This is a genomic window from Pseudomonas sp. ATCC 43928 (genome assembly GCF_005938665.2).
Taxonomy (GTDB): Bacteria; Pseudomonadota; Gammaproteobacteria; order Pseudomonadales; family Pseudomonadaceae; genus Aquipseudomonas.
The window spans coordinates 5,042,145-5,065,472 of record NZ_CP041753.1; the positions used below are offsets into that span (position 1 = coordinate 5,042,145).

A 23,328-nucleotide genomic window follows, 5' to 3' on the forward strand; every position below is an offset into this window, starting at 1 on the left:
CCTTTCACCGGGAATGGCGGGTTTTGTCGTTTCAGATCACACGGTATCCACCTTCAACGAATGGTCGTTCAACATGCCGTTGATAATGGTCGCGGTATCGTGACCGCCGGCAATCACACCATTCGCTCCGGGGGTGACGCCGTAGTGACTGGCCAGGTTCACACCGGCCAGGTCGATGGTCTGGCTCGGCGTGGCGCCGGCCATGGCGCTGATGTCGATGCTGGTGACCAGGGTCGCGCCGCTGCCGGTGACTTTGAAGTGCAGGTAGTCATCCAGCGATGCCGCGGTGCCGTTCTCGCCTTGCAGCAGTTGCGACAGGTCGAGTTTGTCGGTGCCCGGGGTGAAGTCGGTGATGACGTCGTGGCCGCTGTTGCCTTTAAGCCACTGGAAGGTGTCGGCGCCGCTGCCGCCGGTGAGGGTGTTGTCGCCCAGGCCGCCGATCAGGAAGTCGTCGCCGCCCCCGCCGTTGAGCACATCGTTACCCAGACCGCCATTGATGATGTTGCCGTTGTTGTCGCCCGTGAGGCTGTCGTTGAAGTTCGAGCCCGTGAGGTTTTCGATGCCGGTCAGGGTGTCGGTGCCTGCGCCAACGGTGTTTTGCGCGGTGAGCAGGCTGAGGTCGACAGTGACGCCGGCGGTGGCATGGGCGTAGCTCGCGGTGTCGTTGCCGGTGCCGCCGTCGAGCCAATCGTTGCCCGGCCCGCTGAACAGCAGATCGTTGCCGGCGCCGCCATGCATCTCGTTATTGCCTGAACCTGCGGTGAGCACGTCGTTGCCGTCACCCGCATTGATAATGTTGTTGCCGGTGCCCGCGATCAACACGTCATCGCCCGAGGTGCCGGTCAGTGTATGGCCGGCCTGATAGGTGATGTCGACTGCCGCGCTGTCGCTGCCGCCGTGGTTGTCGCTGGCGGTGTAGGTGCCGTGGAAGTCTGTCGTGGAGTCCTGGGCTCCGGCGTAGTTGACGGTCATGGTCAGTTGATAGTTTTCCGCCCCCTTCCCGCTGTTGCCAGGTCCCCCGTCGTCGATGTTGGTGATGTGGATCTGGTACGTGCCGTCCGCCGTGGCGGTGATGGTCTGGCCATCGGCGAGAGCCATGTAAGCGCCGCCATTGACCGAGTACTCCATGGTGATGTGGCCGGCCGCCAGGTTGTGGTCCAGGTTGAGGGTCTCGCCCTGTTTGAGGTTGACGGTGATGCGGTCCTCATCGTTGGTATTGTTGGTGCTGACCGCCCCCAAGGCCCCGCTGACCACCAGCATGGCGGTCATGGCGGCAGCGTTGGCGACGAATGCACTGCGGGCGATAGTCACGGCCTGGACGTTATTGCCGGTGAAACTGAAGCTCGAGTTGGTGCCGGTAAAGTCCGCCCCCTTGGCCGTCCAACCCGTGTTGAAGGTAGTCGGCGATGCCGTGAGCGCATCACCGTTGGGGTCGGTGTCGTTGGCCAATAGCAGCTCGCCCGGCACCACGATACTGCCCGACAGCACGTTGGTGATGATGTGATCATTGACCGCCACCGGCGGCGAATTCGGAATCACGTTGACCGTCAGGGTCGAACTGGTGAGGTCGCCGTCGTTGTCGCTGGCGGTGAAGCCGATGTTTTCGGTGATCTGCACGGCCGTGGTTTTCTGCGAGGTGTAGGTGTACTCGCCGGTGTCGAGGTTCACCAGCAGCGTGCCGCTGTTGTTGGTGGCGATGCTCAGGGTGTTGTCGACGGTGTTGAAGGTGCCGTGGTTGGCGCCGCCGCTGAAGTTCAGCGAACCCTGATTGCTGTTGGCTTTCGGGTCGTAGGTATAGGTGGTGCCGTCGACCGTGAGGGTTTTGATGAAACCGCCATCGGCGCCGAACGTACCGCCCTCGCCCAGCAACGAACCGGTGACCGGCGCACCTTGCACGGTGCCCGAAAGTACCGAGTTGAGTTGATTGAGGTCGGTCACCACCACAGCGTTGGTGTCGGTGTGCGTGCTGCCGTCATAGGCCACGGGATCAAGGCTGGCGTTATTGACGCCGCTGCCCAGGCCGATGGCGTAGTTCTTGATGCCATTGGCGTCGAGGAAGGCTTTGAGCGCGATCTCGTCCGCGGTGCCGATGTCGCCTTCGTTGGGTTTGCCATCGGAGAAGAAGTAGCCGACGTTCTGCGCCCCGATGAGTTTGCCCGAGGTGTCGAACGCGCTCTCCATGGTTGCCACGGCCGCGTCGTAGTTGGTGCCGCCACCTGCCGTCAGCGTAGCGATGATCGACTTGGCCGTCGCCACATCGACCCAGATCGACGTCTGGTCGGTGGCGCTGCTGCTGAAGGTGACGATCTGTACCTTCACGTCACCCAGATTGTCGTACTTGTCGAGCAGCGCGCTGATCGCCTGCTTGGCCAGGTCCAGCCGCGACAGGCCCGATACGCCGGAGGGGTCGTCCATGCTCCCGGATACATCGATCACCAGCATCAGGTTGGAGTCGATCTGCACGGCCGGCACCGAACGGTCCGAGGCGACGGCGTGAGGCACGTCATCGACGATGCTGACCACAAGGGTGCCGGTGGTACTGTTGCCCAGCGCATCGGTGGCTTTGTAGGTGAAGCTTTCGTTCAGGGTGTTCGCGCCGTCGTTGGCGTTGGGCGAAGTTTTCGGCGCCGAGGTCAAGGTGTACGTGTAGGAACCGTCGGGATTGAGCAGGATCTGCCCGTAGGTGCCGGTGGCGCTGCCGACCAGGGTGTAGGTGATCGCGCCGGTGGCGCCAGAGACCGAGCCTGCCAACGTACCTGAGCCGGTTTCACCGGTGTTGCCGGGCTCGCTGCCGGTGACGCTGCCCGCCGCCAGGTCCTGGCCGTCCTTGGTCAGATCCAACGCTTTTTCGTAGACGGTCACATCGGTATCGGTGGCGGCTACGAGGCAGTTGTTGGAGACGTCAACAGTGATCGTGGCGGTGCTTTCATCGCCGTCGGCATCGCGCACGGTGTAGGTGAAGGTGTCCGTGGCGCCCGCTTCGCCGACCGAATTCGGGTTGCTGTGGTACACCGCATTGCCGCTGGCATCCAGGGTCAGGTAGCCGTAAGCGCCGTTGATTTGCGTGTTCAAGCCGCCGATGGCCGAAGTCGAGGTGTCGCTGCCGGCACGCACGCCGACCACTGCCCCACCCAAGGCCGGGCCATCAGCGCCGAGCACATCGTTGTCCAGCACATTGCCGCTGACCGTGCCGCCCTCCACCACCGAAACCGAATCGCAATGGGCCGTCGGCACGTCATCGACGATGTTGATCACGATGGTACTGGTGACGCTGTTGCCCAGAGAATCGGTGGCCTGATAGGTGAAACTTTCGCTCAGGGTATTCGCGCCGTCGTTGCCATGCGGCGTGGTCGTGGGCGCAGAAATCAGGGTGTAAGTGTAGGAACCGTCCGGGTTGAGCAGGATTTGCCCATAGGTGCCGGTGGCGCTGCCGACCAGGGCGTAAGTAATTGCACCCGTGGCGCCAGTGATTGAACCGACTAATGTGCCGGAGGCGGTTTCACCGGTGTTGTCAGGCTCGCTGCCGATGACGGTGCCCGCCGCCAGGTCCTGGCCGTCCTTGGTCAGATCCAACGCCTTTTCGTAAACGGTCACGTCGTTATCGGGGGCCACCACGAGGGAACAGTTGGAGATGTCGATGGTGATGGTCGTGGTGCTTTCATCGCCGTCGCCATCGCGCACGGTGTAGGTGAACACGTCCGTGGCGCCCGGTTCACCGACCGAGTTCGGATTGCTGTGGTACACGGCGTTGCCGTTGGCATCCAGGGTGAGATAGCCGTAAGTGCCGGTAATGTGCGTGTTCAAGCCACCGATAGCCGAAGTCGAGGTATCGCCGCCGGCGCGCACGCCAACCACCGCGCCACCCAAGGCCGGGCCGTCAGCACCGAGCACATCATTGCCCAACACATTGCCACTAACCGTGCCGCCTTCCGCCACTGAGACGACATCGGCATGAGCGGTTGGCACGTCATCGACGATGTTGATCACGATGCTGCCGGTGACGCTGGTGCCCAGAGAATCGGTGGCCTGATAGGTGAAGCTTTCGCTCAGGGTGTTCGCACCGTCGTTGGCGTGAGGGGTGGTCGTGGGGGGCGAGGTCAGGGTGTAGGTGTAGCTGCCGTCCGGGTTGAGCAGGATTTGCCCGTAGGTTCCGTTGGCGCTGCCGACCAGGCTGTACGTGATGGTGTCGCTGGTGCCGGTGACTGAACCCACCAGCGTGCCGGAGGCGGTTTCGCCGGTGCTGCCAGGCTCGCTGCCGATGACCGTGCCCGCTGCCAGGTCCTGCCCGTCCTTGGTCAGGTCCAGCGCTTTTTCATTAACCGTCACGTCGGTGTCAGTGGCAGCTACGAGGGTGCAGTTGGCCACGTCAATGGTAATGGTGGTGGTGCTTTCATCGCCGTCGGCATCGCGCACGGTGTAAGTGAACACATCGGTCGCGCCAGGGCCGTTCACGGCATTTGGATTGCTGTGATAGACCGCATCGCCGTTGGCATCCAGGGTCAGGTAGCCATAGGTGCCGTTGATTTGACTGTTCAAGCCACCGATGGCTGAAGTCGAGGTGTCGCTGCCGGCGCGTACGCCGACCACCGCGCCACCGAGTGCCGGCCCGTCGGCGCCGCCGATATCGTTGCCCAGCACGTTGCCCGAGACCGTCGCGCCTTCGGCCACTGAGGCGTGATCCGGGTTGGCGGTGGGCAAGTCATCGACGATGTTGACGTTGATCTGGCCCAACGCCGTGCTGCCGTCGACGTCAGTGGCGACGACATTGAGGTTCTCGGTGATGCCGTTGGCGCCGTTGGCGTTCGGGTGGGTTTCGTTATCCACCAGGGTATAGCTGTAGCTGACCACGCCAGTCGCACTGTCGTAACCGGTGACGGTCAGCGTGCTGCCAAGCGGAGTGACGATCGACTGCGGGAAGCCTGCGGCCACGCCACCGGTGACCACCGCGATGCCGCCCACCGTCAGGGTTTGCAAACCGTCGAGCGCGGTGACGGTGAAGGTGCCGCTCTGGGTCAGCGCCGGTGTGTTGGGGCTGCTGCCGTCGCTGAGGTTTTTTTCGTAGACGGTCAGTTCGCCGCCGTTGACGTTCAGGCCATCGAGCGTCACCAGGTCGTCGTTGTTATGGATGTTCAGCACCAGCGTCGCGGTGCTGGTATCGCCATCGGAATCGGTAAGGGTGTAGACGAAGTTTTCGGTGCCGTTGCCACCGCCGTGCAGGGCTTTGAAATCGGCGTCGCTGGTGTTAAGGGTGTAGGTGTACGTGCCGTTGGCATTGAGTACCAAGGTACCGAACGTCCCGGTGAAAGTACCGCCGACGATCGGCCCGCTGTCGGGGCCGGTGGCAATGCGGTCGGCGCCCTGGACGTCGTTGGGCAGCACGCTGCCGGTCAGGGTCAGCAGGGTTTCCGATGCAGTATTGGCGTTGCTGTCGTCCACGGCATGAGGCAGGTCATCGACGATGTTCACATCAAGACTGCCAGTCGCGGTGGTGCCGTTGTCGTCCACCACGGTGACCGCAAACTGCTCGGAGAGACTGTTGGCGCCGTTGGCATTCGGATGCATTTCGTTGTCGACGAGGGTGTAGCTGTAGCTGACCACGCCGGTCGCGCTGTCGTAGCCGCTAATGGTCAGCGTACTGCCCAGCGGCGTGACGATTGATTGCGGGAAACCCGCCGATACACCGCCAACCACCACATTGATTCCGCCGACGCTGAGGGTTTGCACGCCATCCAGCGCAGTAATGGTGAATGTGCCGCTCTGGGTCAGCGCCGATGCATCAGGGCTGCTGCCGTCGCTGAGGTTTTTTTCGTAGACGGTCAGTTCGCCGCCGTTGACGTTCAGGCCATTGAGCGTCACCAGGTCGTCGTTGTTATGGATGTTCAGCACCAGCGTCGCGGTGCTGGTATCGCCATCGGAATCGGTAAGGGTGTAGACGAAGTTTTCGGTGCCGTTGCCACCGCCGTGCAGGGCTTTGAAATCGGCATCGTTGGTGTTCAGGGTGTAGGTGTACGTGCCGTTGGCGTTCAACACCAGGGTGCCGAACGTCCCGGTGAAGGTGCCGCCGATGATCGGCCCGCTGTCGGGGCCGGTGGTAATGCGGTCGGCGCCCTGGACGTCATTGGGCAGCACGCTGCCGGTCAGGGTCAGCAGGGTTTCCGACGCGGTATGGGCGTTGCTGTCGTCGATGGCCTTGGGCACATCGTCGGTGATATTGACGTCCAGCGAACCGGTGGCGGTATCGCCGTTGCTGTCGTTCGCAACCACAGTGAATTGTTCACTGAGATTGTTGGTGCCATCACCGGCGGAATGGGTTTCGTTGCCGACCAGGGTGTAGCTGTAACTGACCACGCCGGTGGCCGGGTTGTAGCCGGTGATCGTCAGGGTGTTGCCCAGTTGAGTGGTGATCGACTGCGGAAAACCGATGGGCACCCCGCCACTGATCACGCTGATCCCGCCGATGCTCAGGCTGCTCAGCCCGTCGGGCGCAGACACTGTGAACGTACTGTGCTGGGTCAGTGCCCCCGGGTTGCTGGCCGACCCGTCCGCCAGGTTGGCTTCATTGAGGGTCAGTTCACCGCCCGCCACCGACAGGCCGGTGAGGATGACCGGGTGATTCGGCACGTTCGCGGCAAACGGCGTAACGATGCCTTTATCGCCGTTGTCCGGCGCAGCGTCCCGGCGTTCCAGGGGGAATTCGGGAATACCGTTGAAGCCGGCGGTGGGGAAACCAATCGTGGGATCGACCCGCCCGCCCACTTCCTCCAACAGCACAAAACTGTGGCCACCACCCAGCGCACCACCGGGCGCGCCCGTTGCGCCCGGTCCGGCGGCGGTGGCCTCAGCGGTCTGGGTCGGGTCGGCACCGGCGGCAATGGCTTTTTGCAGTTGCTCGACATCGGTCAGTTGCGCCTGGCTCGGCGTTACCGCATCAGTGGTCTCCACATGCGGCACCTGATGCGCCAGTAACTGGGCACTCATTTGCAGGCTGCTGTCACGCCCCAGCGTCAGCTCCTGGCCATTTTGCATATGCACCGCCACCGCCCCTTCGGCCCCGGTGACCAGCTGCTCGCCGGCAAACAGCCGATCGCCCTCGATCAGTGCCCGTCGAGTGCCATCACCCGCCACTGCATACACCTGACCGATGACCTTACTGACGATACCGATGAGCGTTGCCATGTGCATTCCTCCGCTGCCAACTGCTGTCGGCATCCTGTTTGCGCGAAGAAACGTGCTCATGGTTCAAGCAGGTTGCCCGAGACCCGCGTGCCGGAAAGCGTTTACCTGAAGTAAACCGCTGCCTCCCGACACTCTCGCCAGGCGTGTCGCTCGCGAGGGGGGTGTCTTGGGATCGGGATAAAACCCTCTGCAATCAATGGCATCGGGACCCACTTCCAAAACGACCGGCCTGCAAACGCATGCGTAACGGTTCTGAATCACTCGAGTGACAAAAAAATGTCGCCTCTAAACCGTCTCGCTCTCCTCCCCTCCAGCACTTCTTCGCCCTGTGTCGAAAAGTGAATGGAACTTTCCAAAACCCTGTTGATGCTCCAGAAAGCCAATAAAACAAAGGCTTTCGCATTGAACAATGTGCTGGATTTTTCAGGCCGCATAAGTTTTTTTTGGCATAGCCCTTATGAAAAATTTTTCTTAGCTACGCTTCAGGATGTTCTTAGCTCTGTTGTTACAGGCATGAAACGGTTTCATCTAAAAATATCGTCAAAAAAATGGCGACCGCTAAGCACCATCAGGAATCAGGGAGATGCACCCATGCGCGTTTTAACCCCCCTTTGCAGTGCGATTCTGCTGGCCATGGCCTGCGCTTCTCAGGCTCAGGCGATGTCATTGACCGAGGCGATCCAGAGCACCATTGCGACCCACCCGGAACTGGCGTCTCGGGTCGATGCCCGGCTCTCGGCCGACGAGCAGATTAAAGTCGCTAAAGGGGGCTTTTATCCATCGGTGGATTTGAACGCCGCCTATGGTCGCGGCTACAGCGATAACACCACCACCCGGTCGCGAGGCAATCACAACACCGAAATCCTCACCTACACCCAGTCGGAACTGCGCCTGCGGCAAATGCTGTTTGATGGTTTCAACACCGCCAACGAGGTCGCGCGCACCAAAGGCGTGTCCAACTCGCGGGCCTATTACGCTCAAGGCACCGCCCAGGACCTGGCCCTGCGCACCATCGAGGTGTACCTCGAAGTGCTCAAGCGCCGCGAACTGGTGACCCTGGCCAAGAACAATCTGCAAGCGCACATGCGGGTCAACGATCAGATCGGCCTGCGTACCCAGCGTGGGATCGGCAGCAACGCCGACGCCGACCAGTCCACCGCTCGCCGGGCACTGGCGCAAAACAACCTCGACACCGCCGAAGTCGATCTGGCCGATGCCGAAGCGAATTTCTACAGCGTCGTGGGGCGCATGCCCGATGAACTCGAAGCGCCGCCGTCGACCCGCGGCGAACTGCCCGCCACCCTGCCCGAAGCCCAGCAGAGCATGGTGGAAAACAACCCTTACCTGAAATCCGCCCAGGCTGATGTGCAATCGGCCGAGAGCCAGTACGAAGTCGCCAAGTCGCCGTTCTACCCACGCTTCGACGCCGAAGCAGCGGTGGGCGCCAATAACAATGTGCAGGGCGATCAAGGCCACGACAACGAATGGCGAGTGGGCGTGGTGATGAACTACAACCTGTTCCGTGGCGGCAGCGACAAGGCCCGGTTGGCCTCCGATGCGCATCAGATCAACCAGGCGATGGACATCCGCAACAACGCATTGCGCCAGCTCAACGAGAACATCCACCTGGCCTGGAACGCCATGCAAAACGCCAAGAAACAAACCCCGACCGCCCGTGAATACGCCGAAACCACCACCCGAGTACGGGCGGCGTATCAGGATCAGTTCGGTCTCGGCCAACGGACTCTGCTCGACTTGCTCGACAGTGAAAACGAGCTCTACAACGCCAACCGCCGCTACACCGAAGTGCGCTACACCGAGGAGTTCTCGATGTACCGCGTGCTGGCGAACATGGGCCAGTTGTTGAGCAAGCAACGGGTGGTGCTGCCCGCCGATGCGATCGCCGCCACCGAAGTGAAAAACGAAGCGCGCTTGCCTGAACTCAAATGAAGTAACGCCGTGTAGGAGCGATCAATGTGACCAGCATGGAAACCGGCAACACGGGTGTCGATCCGCGTCTTAGTTTCGATGATCCGCTTCTGGACGGCCTGTTGATTCTCTGCAAACTCCACGGCGCGACGGTCAGTCGTGCCAGCCTGAGTGCCGGGCTGCCAATGGCACACCAACGCTTGAGCCTGGACCTGCTGCCCCGCGCAGCGGCCCGGGCCAGTTTGCAGGCGCGGGTGCTGCGCCGTGAACTGAAGGATATTTCCGCGCTCAACCTGCCGGTGATGCTGATCCTCAACCATGGCCGCTGCGCGGTCTTGCGCCGTTGGGGCGACGATGGTCAGGCGCTGATTCTGCCCAGCGAAGCCGACGGCGGAGAACAGTGGGTCAGTACGGACGAGCTGGCCGCCAACTACAGCGGCCAGGCCTTGTTCGCCCGGCCACGGCATGAACTCGAAGACTTGCGCGCGCCGCTGGTGCCGCGGGTCGAGGCGTGGTTTCGCGACACGCTGAAGCTGTCGAAATGGCTGTACAGCGATGCGATTCTGGCAAGTTTCCTGATCAACCTGCTGGGCCTGATGGTGCCGCTGTTCGTAATGCAGACCTACGACCGGGTGGTGCCGAACCAGGCCACTTCAACCTTGTGGGTGCTGTCGATCGGCCTGCTGATCGGCACCGGTTTTGAGTTGGTGCTGCGGGTGGTTCGTGCGCACTTGCTGGACACTGCCGGGAAGAAAACCGACGTGATTCTTTCAGCGACCCTGTTCGAACGCATCACCGGCATGGCGATGAAAGCGCGACCCGCAACCATCGGTGGTTTCGCCCAGAGCATTCATGACTTCCAGGGCCTGCGGGAGTTTCTCACCGCCGTCACGCTGACCAGCCTGATCGACATGCCCTTCGCTGTGCTGATGCTGGTGGTGATCGGCCTGCTCGGCGGCTGGCTGGTGGTGATTCCACTGCTGGCCTTCCCCATCACGATCCTCTTCGCCATGGTGATTCAGGCGCGCCTGCGCGACACCGTGCAGAAGAGTCTGAGCCTCGGTGCCGAACGCCAGGCCCTGCTGATCGAAACCCTCGGCGGCCTGGAAACCCTCAAGGCCTGCAGCGCTGAAAGCGAGCGCCAGCACAAATGGGAAAGCACCCACGGCGCCCTCACCCGCCTCGACAGCCATGCGCGCAACCTCTCCGCGCTGGCCACCAACGGCACGCTGTTCATTCAGCAGTTCTCCGGCATGGCGACCATCGTCGCCGGGGTCTATAGCATCATCGCCGGCAACCTCAGCGTAGGTGCGCTGGTGGCAAGCTACATGCTCGGCAGCCGCGTGCTCGCGCCGCTGGGGCAGATCGCCGGGCTGATCACCCGTTACCAGCAAGCGCAACTGACCATGAAAAGCACCGATTCGCTGATGTCGTTGCCGCAAGAGCGCGACGCCAGGCAGCGGCCGCTGGAGCGCACGCAACTGCAAGGCGCCCTGGACGTCTGCGGCGTAACGTTCCACTACAACGGCCAGAACGCGCCGGCCCTGGCCAACGTCAGCTTCAGCATGAAACCGGGCGAGCGGATCGGCATCATCGGCCGTAGCGGCTCGGGCAAAAGCACCTTGGCGCGGCTGGTGATGGGTTTCTACGCGCCGGAAGAAGGCCAGTTGCTGCTCGATGGCCTGGACCTGCGGCAACTGGACGTCGCCGACCTGCGTCAACAGATCGGCTATGTCGCCCACGACCTGCCCTTGTTGGCCGGCAGCCTGCGCGACAACCTGACCCTCGGCGCCCGTTATGTCAGCGATGCCCGGATGCTTGAAGTCGCTGAGCTGACCGGCGTGACTGAACTGGCGCGTCAGCATCCACAAGGGTTTGATCGGCCGGTGGGCGAGCGCGGTCAGTTGCTGTCGGGTGGGCAACGGCAAGCGGTGTTGCTGGCGCGGGCCTTGTTGCTCGATCCGCCAATCATGCTGCTCGACGAACCCACCAGCGCCATGGACAACAGCAGCGAAGACCTTCTGCGGCAGAAACTCCACGGCTGGGTCCAGGGCAAAACCGTGCTGCTGGTGACCCACCGCTCCTCGATGCTCAGCCTGGTGGATCGGCTGGTGGTGCTGGACAACGGGCGGATCGTCGCCGACGGCCCGAAAGAAGCGGTGATCGATGCATTGCGCAAGGGCCGTGTCGGCTCTGCGACGGTTTAGGAGCGCCCCATGGCCCGTTCATCATCCGACACAGCGCAAGACCGAAGCTACTTCGGCAGTTTCAGCAAAAGTGCCGAGAGCGAGTTCATGCCGGAAACCGCCGGCGCCTCGTTGCAGGATTCACCGCGCTGGTCGCGGATCACCGTGTGGCTGGCGGCGGCGCTGCTGATCAGCGCGCTGGTCTGGGCCAAATTCGCCGTGTTGCAGGAAGTCACCATGGGCGAAGGCAAGGCGATTCCGTCGAGCAAGATACAGGTGATCCAGAACCTGGAAGGCGGCATCGTCACCGAGATTTTCGTTCGCGAAGGGCAAATGGTGAACAAGGGCGACACCTTGCTGCGCCTGGATGACACGCGATTCCTGTCGAACAAGGGTGAAAGCGAAGCGGACCGCTATGCCTTGATCGCGCAGGTCGAACGATTGTCCGCCGAAGCGGAAGGCCGGCCATTCACACTGTCGCAGGAAGTGATCGCCAAGGCGCCGCAAGTGGCCGAGGACGAACGCTCGCTGTATGAACAACGCCAGCGCCGACTGGCCAGCGAACAGCGCACGCTGACTGAACAACTTCGGCAAAAAACCCAGGAACTGGCGGAATTCCGTTCCAAACAGGGGCAGTTCAGCTCCAGCCTGGCGCTGCTGCAACAAGAGATGAACATGTCGGCGCCGCTGGTGGGCACCGGGGCGGTGTCACCGGTGGAAATCCTGCGGCTCAAACGCAGCGCGGTGGAAATCCGCGGCTCGTTGAACGCCACGACCCTGGCGATTCCCCGGGCGGAATCGGCGATCAATGAGATCAAAAGCAAGATCGACGAGTCCGAACAATCCTTCCGCTCGGACGCGGCGAAAGAGCTGAACGAGAAACGCACCGACCTGTCGAAAATCACCGCCACGAGCATTGCCATCGACGACCGGGTAACGCGCACCACCGTGGTGTCGCCGGTTCACGGCATCATCAAAGTGCTGAAGGTTAATACCATCGGCGGCGTGGTCCAGCCGGGCAGCGACATGGTGGAAATCGTGCCCGTGGAGGACAACCTGCTGATCGAGGCCAAGGTCCGCCCTCAAGACGTGGCGTTCCTGCACCCGGGCCAGAAAGCCATGGTCAAGTTCAGCGCTTATGACTACACGATTTATGGCGGGTTGAGTGCCAGGCTTGAGTTGATCGGGGCGGACACCATCACCGATGACAAGGGCAACAGCTTTTATCTGATTCAGGTCAGGACCGACAAGAATCACTTGGGCGGGGATGTGAAACCGCTGCTGATCATTCCGGGGATGGTGGCGACGGTGGACATTATTACCGGGGAGAAAAGCGTGCTGGATTACCTGCTTAAACCGGTGTTGAAGGCACGGACCGAGGCGATGCGCGAACGCTAAGTCTCACGCTGTCCCTGTGGCGAGGGAGCTTGCTCCCGCTGGAGTGCGAAGCGCTCCCAAAACCTGTCAGCATGATTTCCCTGACACACAGGCTGAATGGTTTTGGGGCTGCTGCGCAGCCCAGCGGGAGCAAGCTCCCTCGCCACAAGTCATCACCGGCCGTGATTCTTCTGATAGGTCTCCTCCCCCATCGCCGCAATCTGCCCCTCGATCAGCGCCTCGAACGGCTTTAATAACGGCTCGAAACTGCTCGGTGCTTCGAGGGTCTGCAACGCCTGCACAATCGCCTCCACCGTCGACAACGCCCCAGGCCCAGGTGCCTTGCGCAAGCGATAACGCGACACCCCGCCCTCGGCCAATGTCACTCTCGGCAACGCCGCCAGCAATGGATTGAGGTGCAGCATCTTGCGCGCCTTGCGCCAGGTACCGTCCGGAACCACCAGCAGTAGCGGCTTATCACTCGCGGTGTACGCCTGCATCGGCTGCGCATCTTCACCGGGAAACAACAGCCGCGCCTGATAGCCCGGTTGATTCAACAACGCCGGCAAATCCTCGAACACCTCGCCCACGATCAACTCGGCATTCTTGAGTCCCAACGCAGCCAATCGTGCGGTATTCAATGCATGGTTCACTTCACTCGGATGCTGCAACAGCAACACCCGCGTGCGGCTATCCAGGCTTGGGATCAGTGGGCACAGACAATGGGTTTGCGGGCGCAGGCAGCGCGGGCACTGGATTCTGGACATTTTCTTAAGCCTGATTGAGCTGTGCTTTGAGCAAATCACGGAAGGTCTGGATCAGCGGCTCGCGGCTACGGCCACGGCGCACGATCATCGAGAATGGCGCCTGATAACCGAACGTCGCCGGCAGCAGTACGCGCAAATCCCCCTTGTCGGCCCAGGCCTGGGCGTAGTGCTCCGGCAGGTAACCGATGTAGGCGCCGGACAGCACCAGAATCAATTGGGCCTCCATACTTTCCACGGTCGCCGCGCTGTGCTTGAAACCATGACGCGCCAGTTCGGCCTGGCTCCAATAGCCGCGACCGACCATGCGTTGCTGGGTGATGACCTGTTCGGGGATGCGCCGCTCGTTGAACAGCGGATGACGGCTGCTGCAATACAGCCAGTGTTGCTCGCGGTAGAGCGGCATGTAGACCAGACCGCTCATGCGCGTGGAAAAGGCACCAATGGCCAGGTCGAGGCGGTTGTCCTGCACGCCGAGTTGCAGTTCGTATGGGCTCATGACCGAGAGATGCAAGTGCACCGCCGGGTGTTCCTGGCTGTAGGCGCCGATGGCTTCGGCGAATGGCAAGGCCTTGTCGCTGACGGTGGAATCGATCACCCCCAGGTTCAACGTGCCGCGCAATTCGCCTTTGAGGGCGGCGGCGTATTGTTCGAAACCTTCGAGTTCGGCCAACAGACGCAGGGTTTCCTGATGGAACAGCTCGCCCTTGCTGGTCAGGCTGAAACCGCCGCGACCACGATGGCACAGCACCAGGCCGAGGGCCGCTTCGAGCTGGCTCATGTAGGTGCTGATGGCCGACGTCGAGAGATTGAGCTCGTGCTGGGCGTTGGCGAACCCCTGATGGCGGACCACGCTGACGAAGATGCGCAATAGTTTCAGGTCGGGTAAAGCGTTGGCCATGGGGGGGCTCCATTGCAAGGTAGTGCATGTTGCTTTTGTGGCGAGGGAGCTTGCTCCCGCTCGGCTGCGAAGCAGTCGTAAACCCGACTCATGCGGTCTGCCCGATGCAACCGGGCTTAATGGTTTTGGGGCCGCTTCGCAGCCCAGCGGGAGCAAGCTCCCTCGCCACAAGGATTCGGTGCATGGTGGGGAGTCTATCTTCCCGCCCGCCATTAGTTTAGAAAAATCTGAACTAAGTATTTGCCCGTAGCGATTCTTCCCGGCCACTGCATTTCGCAGAATCGGCCCACAGCGGTGCCCGTCTCTCCCCGAGCGGCTTACCTGCATAAATAAAACAACGACGATGAGGCCTTACCCGTGGACAAGATTCTTCACCAACCACTGGGCGGCAATGAAATGCCGCGCTTCGGCGGCATCGCCACCATGCTGCGACTCCCCCATTTGCCATCCGCTGCCGGCCTGGACGCTGCCTTTATCGGCATCCCGCTGGACATCGGCACGTCCCTGCGCCCCGGCACCCGCTTCGGGCCGCGTGAAATCCGCGCTGAATCGGTGATGATCCGTCCGTACAACATGGCCACCGGCGCTGCGCCGTTCGACTCGCTGTCGGTTGCCGATATCGGTGACGTGGCGATCAACACCTTCAACCTGCTGGACGCCGTGCGGATCATCGAAGAGGCCTACGACAATATCCTCGAACACGATGTGATCCCCTTGACGCTGGGCGGCGACCACACCATCACCCTGCCGATCCTGCGTGCCATCCATAAAAAGCACGGCAAGGTCGGCCTGGTGCACATCGACGCTCACGCCGATGTGAACGATCACATGTTCGGCGAGAAAATCGCCCACGGCACCACCTTCCGTCGCGCGGTAGAAGAAGGTCTTCTGGATTGCGACCGCGTAGTGCAAATTGGCCTGCGGGCTCAGGGCTACACCGCTGATGACTTCAACTGGAGCCGCAATCAGGGTTTCCGTGTGGTTCAGGCTGAAGAATGCTGGCACAAATCCCTGGCGCCGCTGATGGCCGAAGTTCGCGAGAAAGTCGGCGACGGTCCGGTGTACCTGAGTTTCGATATCGACGGCATCGATCCGGCCTGGGCTCCTGGCACCGGCACCCCGGAAATCGGCGGTCTGACGACCATTCAGGCGATTGAAATCGTGCGCGGTTGCCAAGGCCTCGACCTGGTCGGCTGCGATTTGGTAGAAGTCTCGCCAGCGTACGACACCACCGGCAACACCTCGCTGCTGGGCGCCAACCTGTTGTACGAAATGCTCTGCGTACTGCCAGGCGTGGTCCATCGCTGAGGATCGGTCATGAACGAACGTGATCAGGTACTCAATGCCGCCGCCGAACTGGTGTCGGCCTTTGCCCGAAACGATCGCGAAGCCTACTTCGGCGCATTCAGCATCGACGCCAGCTTCGTGTTCTACACCCTCGAACAGCCCCTGCTGTCGCGCGATGCCTACCAGGTGTTGTGGGACAGCTGGCGTGCCGAGGACGGCTTCGAAGTGCTGTCGTGCACCTCGAGCAACGCCTTCGTCAGCCTGCAGGGTGACGTGGCGATTTTCATCCATGACGTGGCCACCGAGCTGCGCATGCAAGGGGAGCAACACTTCAGCCAGGAACGCGAGACGATTGTTTTCAAGAAACAGGCGTCTGGCCAAGAACAACAAGGCCTATGGCTGGCCTGCCACGAACATTTGTCCGCAATGCCGGAAGGGCTGCCAACCCCTTAGCCAAACAGGTGACGCTCACGCACGATGAGCGCGCCTTTATGATCGGAGCAGATCATGAATAACAACAACAAAGACCAAAGCCTTACGCAAATTGAAACCTACGGGGTCGAGCAGATCCCGGACAACGAACGCACCGCAGGCCCGACGGACTTGTTCCGGATGATCTTCGGCGGTTCCAACACCTTCGCCACCGCCATGCTCGGCAGTTTCCCGGTACTGTTCGGCCTGTCTTTTCAGGCGGGCGTCTGGGCGATTGTGCTGGGTGTGTTGCTGGGCTCGCTGATCCTCGCGCCGATGGGCCTGTTCGGTCCACTCAATGGCACCAACAACGCCGTGTCGTCCGGTGCGCACTTCGGCGTGCACGGGCGGATCGTCGGTTCGTTCCTGTCGCTGTTGACCGCTATCGCCTTCTTCTCGCTCTCGGTATGGAGTTCGGGTGATGCGTTGATCGGTGGTGCGAAACGCCTGATCGGCCTGCCGGAAACCGACCTGACCCTGGGCCTGGCCTACGGTCTGTTCGCGATCCTGGTGCTGACAGTGTGCATCTACGGCTTCCGCTTCCTGCTGTGGGTCAACAAGATCGCCGTGTGGAGCGCCAGCCTGCTGTTTCTGCTGGGCGTCTTCGCCTTCGCCGGTCCTTTCGATGTGAACTACGCCGGCAGCGTCAGCCTCGGTCAACCGGGTTTCTGGGCGGCTTTCATCGGCGCTGCGCTGGTGGCGATGAGTAACCCGATTTCCTTCGGGGCGTTCCTCGGCGACTGGTCGCGCTACATCCCGCGTGACACCTCCAAGCGCCGGATCATGGCTGCCGTGGTGATCTCGCAGATCGCGACCTTCATCCCGTTCCTGTTCGGCCTGGCCACCGCCACCATCGTAGCGATCAAGGCACCGGACTACATCGCGGCCAACAACTACGTCGGCGGCCTGCTGGCGGTATCGCCGAGCTGGTTCTTCCTGCCGGTGTGCCTGATTGCGGTGATTGGCGGCATGTCCACCGGCACCACGTCGCTGTATGGCACCGGGCTGGACATGTCCAGTGTGTTTCCACGGGTCCTGTCGCGGGTTAAAGCGACGCTGCTGATCGGTGTGATGTCGATTGCCTTCATCTTCATCGGGCGCTTTGCAGCGAACCTGGTGCAGAGCGTGTCGACCTTCGCCGTGCTGATCATCACCTGCACCACCCCATGGATGGTGATCATGATCATCGGCCTGCTGGTGCGTCGCGGCTTTTACTGCCCGGATGACCTGCAAGTGTTCACCCGTGGCGAAAAAGGTGGCCGCTACTGGTTCACCCACGGCTGGAACTGGCGTGGCCTGGGCGCCTGGATCCCGAGTGCCGCGGTCGGTTTGTGCTTCGTGAACCTGCCGGGGCAGTTTGTCGGGCCGCTCGGCAATCTGGCCGGCGGGATCGACATCAGCCTGCCGGTAACCCTCGGCCTGGCTTCGCTGGTGTACCTGACGCTGCTGAGCCTGTTCCCGGAGTCGGCTGCGGTGTTCGGCCCCAACGATGCACGCAGCAAGGGCACGGATTCGCTCGGTAAACCGGCGATGCGACAAGCCGCCTGATTCAACACGGTGGTCAACAGAACTTCCGTGGCGAGGGAGCTTGCTCCCGCTCGACTGCGCAGCAGTCGCAAAACAGGTTAGGGCGTTCTCCAGAAGAAACCTGGTTGCAGGATTTGGGGATGCTTCGCAGCCCAGAGGGAGCAAGCTCCCTCGCCACAAAAAGCGGTCTCATGGCCATATTGCTATTCAGCCTCACCATAAAAAAGACAATCGGAGACACGCCATCATGGCTTTGGATTTATTCGTCGTACTCATCTACGCCGCCGCGATGCTGATGCTCGGCTATTACGGCATGCGCAAGGCCAAGACCAACGAAGACTTTTTGGTCGCCGGTCGCAACCTCGGCCCGAGCATGTACATGGGCACCATGGCCGCCACCGTTCTGGGCGGCGCGTCCACCGTCGGCACCGTGCGCCTGGGCTACGTCCATGGCATCTCCGGTTTCTGGCTGTGCGCGGCACTCGGCTGCGGGATCGTGGCGCTGAACCTGTTCCTCGCCAAACCGCTGCTGAAACTGAAAATCTACACCGTTACCCAAGTGCTGGAAAAACGCTACAACCCGATGGCCCGCTCCGCGAGCGCGGTGATCATGCTGGCGTATGCGCTGATGATCGGCGTAGTTTCGATCCTGGCAATCGGCACCGTACTGCAAGTGCTGTTCGGCCTGCCGTTCTGGGTCTCGGTATTGCTCGGCGGTGGCGTGGTGGTGATCTACTCTGCGATCGGAGGCATGTGGTCCCTGACCTTGACCGACATCGTCCAGTTCGTGATCAAGACCGTGGGCCTGATGTTCATCCTGTTGCCGATCTGCCTGTACCGCGTTGGCGGCTGGGATGAATTGGTGTTGAAACTGCCGGCCACTGCCTTCAGTTTCACCACGATTGGCTGGGACACCATCATCACCTACTTCATGATCTACTTCTTCGGGATCCTGATCGGCCAAGACATCTGGCAGCGTGTGTTCACCGTCAAGAGCGCCAAAGTGGCTCAGGTCGCCGGTACCTTCGCAGGCTTCTACTGCATCCTTTACGGCCTGGCCTGCGCCCTGATCGGCATGGCCGCTCACGTGCTGATCCCGGACCTGGACAACGTCAACAACGCTTTCGCCGCCATCGTCAAACTGTCCCTGCCGGACGGTATCCGTGGTCTGGTGATCGCCGCGGCCCTGGCGGCCATGATGTCCACCGCCAGCGCCGGCCTGCTCGCCGCTGCCACCACACTGACCGAAGACCTGCTGCCGAAACTGCGTGGAGGCAAACAGTCGAGCCTGGGCATGAACCGCCTGTTCACCCTGTTGACCGGCATCGTCGTACTCGGCATCGCTCTGGTCGTACATGACGTGATCAGCGCGCTGACCCTGGCTTACAACCTGTTGGTGGGCGGCATGCTGATCCCGCTGATCGGCGCGATCTTCTGGAAACGCGCAAACACCGCCGGCGCCATCGCCAGCATGGGCCTGGGCTTTGCCACTGCGCTGCTGTTCATGATCAAGGACGGTATGGACGCCAATACTCCGATCTACTACAGCCTCGGCGTGGGCCTGGTGAGTTTCGTGGTGGTCAGCCTGCTATCCCGTCGCCCGGCCGTAGTGGCGAGCGCTGCCTAAGATTTCTATAACAACCTGATGCTTTCTTCGGCGGGTGTGGCGTCGGTTGCCACACCCGTTTTTTTTCGCCTGAAGGAATTTGCCCATGAAGATCGTCAGCCGCGATCAGTGGTTCAAGATCGAACGCATTTCGGTAGCCTTCCGGAGAGTATCTGCGCTCGATGATTGACGAGTGGCAGCGCCGACACGCCTGAAGCCTGCTGTACTCAGCGTCAGGGACCTCATAACGTTCTCGAAGAAGGACCTCATGACAAGAGCCGCCGTTCGTGCCGCCGTGCATCGTCGCATCCGCCGCCTGCTGGAAAACCAGGATGACTTCGACGACAACACCAACCTGATGCAGTTGGGCTTGGACAAAGAGGATATTGAAGAGCTGATCTTCCGCCTGGAGGATCAGTTGGGGTTGACGGCGTTTACCGCCGAAGAAGACCGGATTCTCAAGACTGCCAGGACGGCGAATGACTTGACCCGGTTTTTGATTGAGATTGGGCGGTATTGAAACGGATTGCTAAATACATCCGATGGGCCGAACGAACCTCTGTGGCGAGGGAGCTTGCTCCCGCTCGATTGCGCAGCAATCGCACGCTGCACTCGCGCTCAAGCTGACCCACCTGAGTGGCGATGAATGGGGCCGCTGCGCGCCCCAGCGGGAGCAAGCTCCCTCGCCACAGGTGATTTGCCAGACTTACCGACGGCGCTGCTGGCGGCGACGTTGTTCGTCATCAGTGCGAATTGGCACCGGTTGCAGAGGCGGTTCAATCAAACCGAGTGCGACACCCAGGTCATGCAGCCAGTTTTGGATTTTCTCTTTCATGATGCCCCCCTTCAGGGTCGTGCCGAGCGGCCGAAGTTCTGTAGCCCCTTCGCACTGATAATAGTCCGAAGTCCTACGCAATGCTCGCTCAAGATCGCAATGATCTGTTACTGAATTGATCCAAATCCTTGGACGTTAGTTCAAGAAATTGACTGGGCCTGGACCATGGTCGACGGATACACCGCCTGCTGCTGCTCAATCCATGCATTCAGGTTGGCCCCGACCATGCCTTTGCGCCACATCAGCCAGGTGGTCGCGCTGGCAAACGGCTCGGCCAACGGGTGCACCGCCACGCTTTCACGCCCCGGCAGACTGGCGAGCATCGACTCCGACATCAGCGCCACGCCAGAGCCGGCAATCACGCAAGCCAGCATTCCCGGATAAGACTCGATCTCCATGGGTCGGCCCATGGCCGCATGGTCATGGGCAAACCAGGCTTCCAGGCGCATCCGGTAGGAGCAGCCCTGGCGAAACGTGAACACCGAACGCCCTTCGACATCCAGCGCACTGCGCACCGGCGGATGATCGGCCTCGCTGATCAACACCAGCCGTTCGTCGCACAACGGCACGCCGTCGAGCCCGGCCAGTTCCAGCGGGCCGTCCACCAGCGCCGCATCGAGGCGCCCGGTGAGCAACCCTTCGAGCAGTTCACCGCTGGGGCCCGACTGCACTTGCAGGTTCACCGCCGGGTAGCGGCGGTGATAACGCGCCAACAGCTCTGGCAAGTGAATCGCGGCGGTGCTGTACATGGTGCCCAGTACGAAATCCCCGGCCGGTTGCCCGCCCTGCACCGCCGCGTGAGCTTCGTCATGCAAGGCGAACAGCTTGGTGGTGTAGTCCAGCAGGACTTTTCCCGCAGGTGATAACTGCAAACGCTGACGCTCGCGTACGAACAGTTCGACACCGAGTTGCTCTTCGAGCTGTTTAAGCCGGGTCGACAGGTTGGAGGGCACGCGATGCAGGCGTTCGGCGGCTCGCGTAATGGAGCCCTCTTCCGCCACTGCCTGGAAAATCCGCAATTGGCTGAATTCCACGCCATTCTCCAAATCAGAACAAGTTTCTCACTATTATTCATTTTTAAAGAAAGTCAATCAGTCCTAGCCTGACGGTCATTGATCCTCGAAACGGAACTCAGACCATGTCCCCGCTGATTCGCTTAACCGCCAGCTTTGTCGCCCTGATGATGGCCATGGGCATCGGGCGTTTCGCCCTCACCCCACAACTGCCGCACTTGCTCAGCGAAGGTCAGATCGACCTGACTGCCGCTGGTCTGATTGCCGCCGCCAACTACCTTGGTTACTTCGTCGGCGCGGTGGATGCGATGTTCGCCCGTCGCCCCGATCAGGTTCGCAGGCGCCTGCTCGGCGGTTTGTGGTTGTGTGTATTGCTGACCCTGGCCTCGTTCTGGGCCAACGGGTTCTGGGCGCATCTGGCGCTGCGTTTCGGCACGGGCGTGGCCAGTGCCTGGGTGCTGGTGATGATTACCGCGTTGAGCCAACCGCTGGCAGCGGCGGCCGGTCGTCCGCGACTCGGCGCCTTGGTGTTTGCCGGACCGGGTCTGGGGATTTTTCTGACAGGGTTGTTGGCCTTGGGCTCGAACCTGCTGGGGCAGACGTCCGCAACCTTGTGGCTGGTGTATGCCGCTGTCGGCCTGGTGATGCTGCTGGCGATTCTGCCGTTCCTGCCGCAGCCGGCCGCCACTTCAACGGTGATACCGCTTGCCACCAAGTCGGCCGCCCAAGGCGTCGGACGCTTACCGGTAATCTATGGGTTGTACGGTCTGGGCTACATCATCCCGGCCACTTTCCTCTCACAAATGGCCAGCGCGCAGTTCCATGGGCAATGGCAAGCCGATCTGTTCTGGCCGTGCTTTGGTCTGGCGGCGGCGACCGGGGTCGTGTTGGTGAGCCTGCGTCGGCACAACCCGAACGCAACTCGTCATTGGCTGATGGCGACGCTATGGCTACAGGCCGCCGGGGTGTTTGCTTGCCTGTTGGGCAGCGGTGCCGGCCTGGCGCTGGGGGTGATCCTGTGTGGCGGGCCGTTTCTGACCTGCATGCAACTGGTGATGCAGCGCTCCCGGGAACTGGCGCCCCACGCCACCCAGCGCAACGCCGGGCTGCTGACCGCGTGCTTCGCCGTGGGTCAGCTCAGCGGGCCGTTGCTAGCCGCGTTGAGCAGCCATTTCAGCGGTGGCTTGCAACCCGCGCTGGTGATCGCCGGCGGCGGTTTTATCATTGCCGCAGGTTTGCTGCTGCGCCCGATCAGGGTTGCCCAAGTGCTTTGCGCAAACGACGGCGCACCCACTGCTCTGCGCTCACAAAAGTGATCCCGAGCAAAACCAGTACCGCGCCGATCACAAAGTTCAGGCTCAGCTCTTCACCCAGCAGCACCACGCCGAACGTGACGCCGAACAACGGCGTCATGAACGAAAACACCGCGAGGTTCGCCGCCAGGTAACGGCGCAGTAGCCAGAACCACGTCAGGTAGCTGAAGAACGACACCACCAATCCCTGAAACAGCACGCTGGCCACCGCCACCGTGGTCAGGCTGACATGGGTGACCTGGCCGCTGAGGATCGCAATCAGCAGCAGGCCGACGAAGCCGACGATCAGTTGATAAAACAGCGTCAGTGTCACCGGCGCTTCCGACAGGCGCGAGGCGCGCACCACCACGGTGGTCGCGCCCCACGACGCGCCGGCCAGCACACCCAGGGCATCGCCCATCAACATGCGGTGGTCAAGATTGTCCCAGGACACACCACCGGCAAACGCAATGGCAATGCCAATGAACGCCAGAAAAATCCCCAGCCACTGCACCGGTCTTAAACGCTCACTCGGCAGCAACCAATGCACGCCCAACGCGGTAAAGATCGGCGCGGTGTAGAGAAATACCGACATATGCGCCGCCGTGGTCAGTTGCAGACCTTCGGCAATGAAGAAGAACTCCAGGCCAAACAACGCGCCGGCCAGCAAGCCGCCGCGCCAGGTAGTCCCGACCTGATCCCAACCGCCCTTCCAGCAGATCAATAATCCTACAAGCAACGCGGAAATACCCGACCGCCCCGCCGCCTGCATGACCGGCGCGATGTCGGACGCCGCCCATTTGATCATCACCTGTTGCACACCCCAGATCAGGCACAGCCCGACCATCACTTGCAGGGCAAACCCATCGGCGCTACGCCGGGTGGCGCTCACCGGAACACCTCGACAACACAATCCATGGCAGTGACTCGACAGTAAAAGCAAAGCCCCGGCCTTCCTGCTGAA

15 protein-coding genes are annotated in these 23,328 nt (G+C 61.5%); 9 read left to right on the forward strand and 6 right to left on the reverse strand.

Features of this window, described 5'->3' with window-relative positions; translation table 11 throughout:
- Window positions 1–36: 36 nt before the first annotated feature.
- Window positions 37–7,176, reverse strand: coding sequence for a retention module-containing protein (locus FFH90_RS23020; RefSeq protein ID WP_138866138.1), 7,140 nt, complete (start codon window positions 7,174–7,176; stop codon window positions 37–39).
- Between the two features lie 591 nt (window positions 7,177–7,767).
- On the opposite strand from FFH90_RS23020, the gene FFH90_RS23025 reads away from it, so the two are divergent.
- The 3 genes from FFH90_RS23025 to FFH90_RS23035 are packed head-to-tail and all read left to right on the forward strand — an operon-like array spanning window position 7,768 to window position 12,689.
- Complete coding sequence (locus FFH90_RS23025) at window positions 7,768–9,126, forward strand: TolC family outer membrane protein (protein WP_019648053.1); 1,359 nt, start codon at window positions 7,768–7,770, stop codon at window positions 9,124–9,126.
- 26 nt (window positions 9,127–9,152) lie between these two features.
- Window positions 9,153–11,312: a type I secretion system permease/ATPase gene (locus FFH90_RS23030; RefSeq protein WP_138866139.1), complete on the forward strand. Its 2,160-nt coding sequence runs from the start codon at window positions 9,153–9,155 to the stop codon at window positions 11,310–11,312.
- Between the two features lie 9 nt (window positions 11,313–11,321).
- Window positions 11,322–12,689, forward strand: coding sequence for an HlyD family type I secretion periplasmic adaptor subunit (locus tag FFH90_RS23035; RefSeq protein WP_064619601.1), 1,368 nt, complete (start codon window positions 11,322–11,324; stop codon window positions 12,687–12,689).
- 152 nt (window positions 12,690–12,841) lie between these two features.
- On the opposite strand, the gene FFH90_RS23045 is transcribed toward FFH90_RS23035, so the two are convergent.
- Both FFH90_RS23045 and FFH90_RS23050 read right to left on the reverse strand, forming a co-directional pair.
- The gene (locus FFH90_RS23045) at window positions 12,842–13,435 is read right to left on the reverse strand and encodes a tRNA-uridine aminocarboxypropyltransferase (RefSeq protein ID WP_064619603.1); all 594 of its coding nucleotides are present in this window, start codon (window positions 13,433–13,435) and stop codon (window positions 12,842–12,844) included.
- 4 nt (window positions 13,436–13,439) lie between these two features.
- On the reverse strand, window positions 13,440–14,333 hold the full coding sequence (locus FFH90_RS23050; protein WP_007938472.1) for a LysR family transcriptional regulator: 894 nt from the start codon (window positions 14,331–14,333) through the stop codon (window positions 13,440–13,442).
- A gap of 357 nt (window positions 14,334–14,690) precedes the next feature.
- On the opposite strand from FFH90_RS23050, the gene speB reads away from it, so the two are divergent.
- The 5 genes from speB to FFH90_RS23080 all read left to right on the forward strand — a co-directional run bounded on the left by speB (window position 14,691) and on the right by FFH90_RS23080 (window position 19,744).
- Entirely contained in the window at window positions 14,691–15,641 is a 951-nt protein-coding gene (gene speB, locus FFH90_RS23055; protein WP_007942156.1) for an agmatinase, read from the forward strand.
- A 9-nt stretch (window positions 15,642–15,650) separates the two neighbouring features.
- Window positions 15,651–16,073, forward strand: coding sequence for a nuclear transport factor 2 family protein (locus FFH90_RS23060; protein WP_111454427.1), 423 nt, complete (start codon window positions 15,651–15,653; stop codon window positions 16,071–16,073).
- A 54-nt stretch (window positions 16,074–16,127) separates the two neighbouring features.
- A complete protein-coding gene (locus FFH90_RS23065) occupies window positions 16,128–17,639 on the forward strand; it encodes a cytosine permease (RefSeq protein WP_138866140.1) in 1,512 nt (503 codons plus the stop codon).
- A gap of 226 nt (window positions 17,640–17,865) precedes the next feature.
- Window positions 17,866–19,245: a sodium:solute symporter gene (locus tag FFH90_RS23075; RefSeq protein ID WP_018929904.1), complete on the forward strand. Its 1,380-nt coding sequence runs from the start codon at window positions 17,866–17,868 to the stop codon at window positions 19,243–19,245.
- A 247-nt stretch (window positions 19,246–19,492) separates the two neighbouring features.
- Window positions 19,493–19,744, forward strand: a complete 252-nt coding sequence (locus FFH90_RS23080) for a phosphopantetheine-containing protein (protein WP_026345692.1) — start codon at window positions 19,493–19,495, stop codon at window positions 19,742–19,744.
- A 186-nt stretch (window positions 19,745–19,930) separates the two neighbouring features.
- Here FFH90_RS23080 and FFH90_RS30460 read toward each other — a convergent pair whose 3' ends face one another.
- Entirely contained in the window at window positions 19,931–20,059 is a 129-nt protein-coding gene (locus FFH90_RS30460; protein WP_007914492.1) for a PA1414 family protein, read from the reverse strand.
- 140 nt (window positions 20,060–20,199) lie between these two features.
- A complete protein-coding gene (locus FFH90_RS23085; RefSeq protein ID WP_138866141.1) occupies window positions 20,200–21,093 on the reverse strand; it encodes a LysR family transcriptional regulator in 894 nt (297 codons plus the stop codon).
- Window positions 21,094–21,197: 104 nt separating this feature from the next.
- Between FFH90_RS23085 and FFH90_RS23090 the strand changes: the two genes are divergently transcribed.
- Window positions 21,198–22,388, forward strand: a complete 1,191-nt coding sequence (locus tag FFH90_RS23090) for an MFS transporter (protein WP_138866142.1) — start codon at window positions 21,198–21,200, stop codon at window positions 22,386–22,388.
- On the opposite strand, the gene FFH90_RS23095 is transcribed toward FFH90_RS23090, so the two are convergent.
- A complete protein-coding gene (locus tag FFH90_RS23095; RefSeq protein WP_064619614.1) occupies window positions 22,324–23,256 on the reverse strand; it encodes a DMT family transporter in 933 nt (310 codons plus the stop codon). The two genes, FFH90_RS23090 and FFH90_RS23095, sit on opposite strands and share 65 nt — an antisense overlap.
- Window positions 23,257–23,328 lie beyond the last annotated feature (72 nt).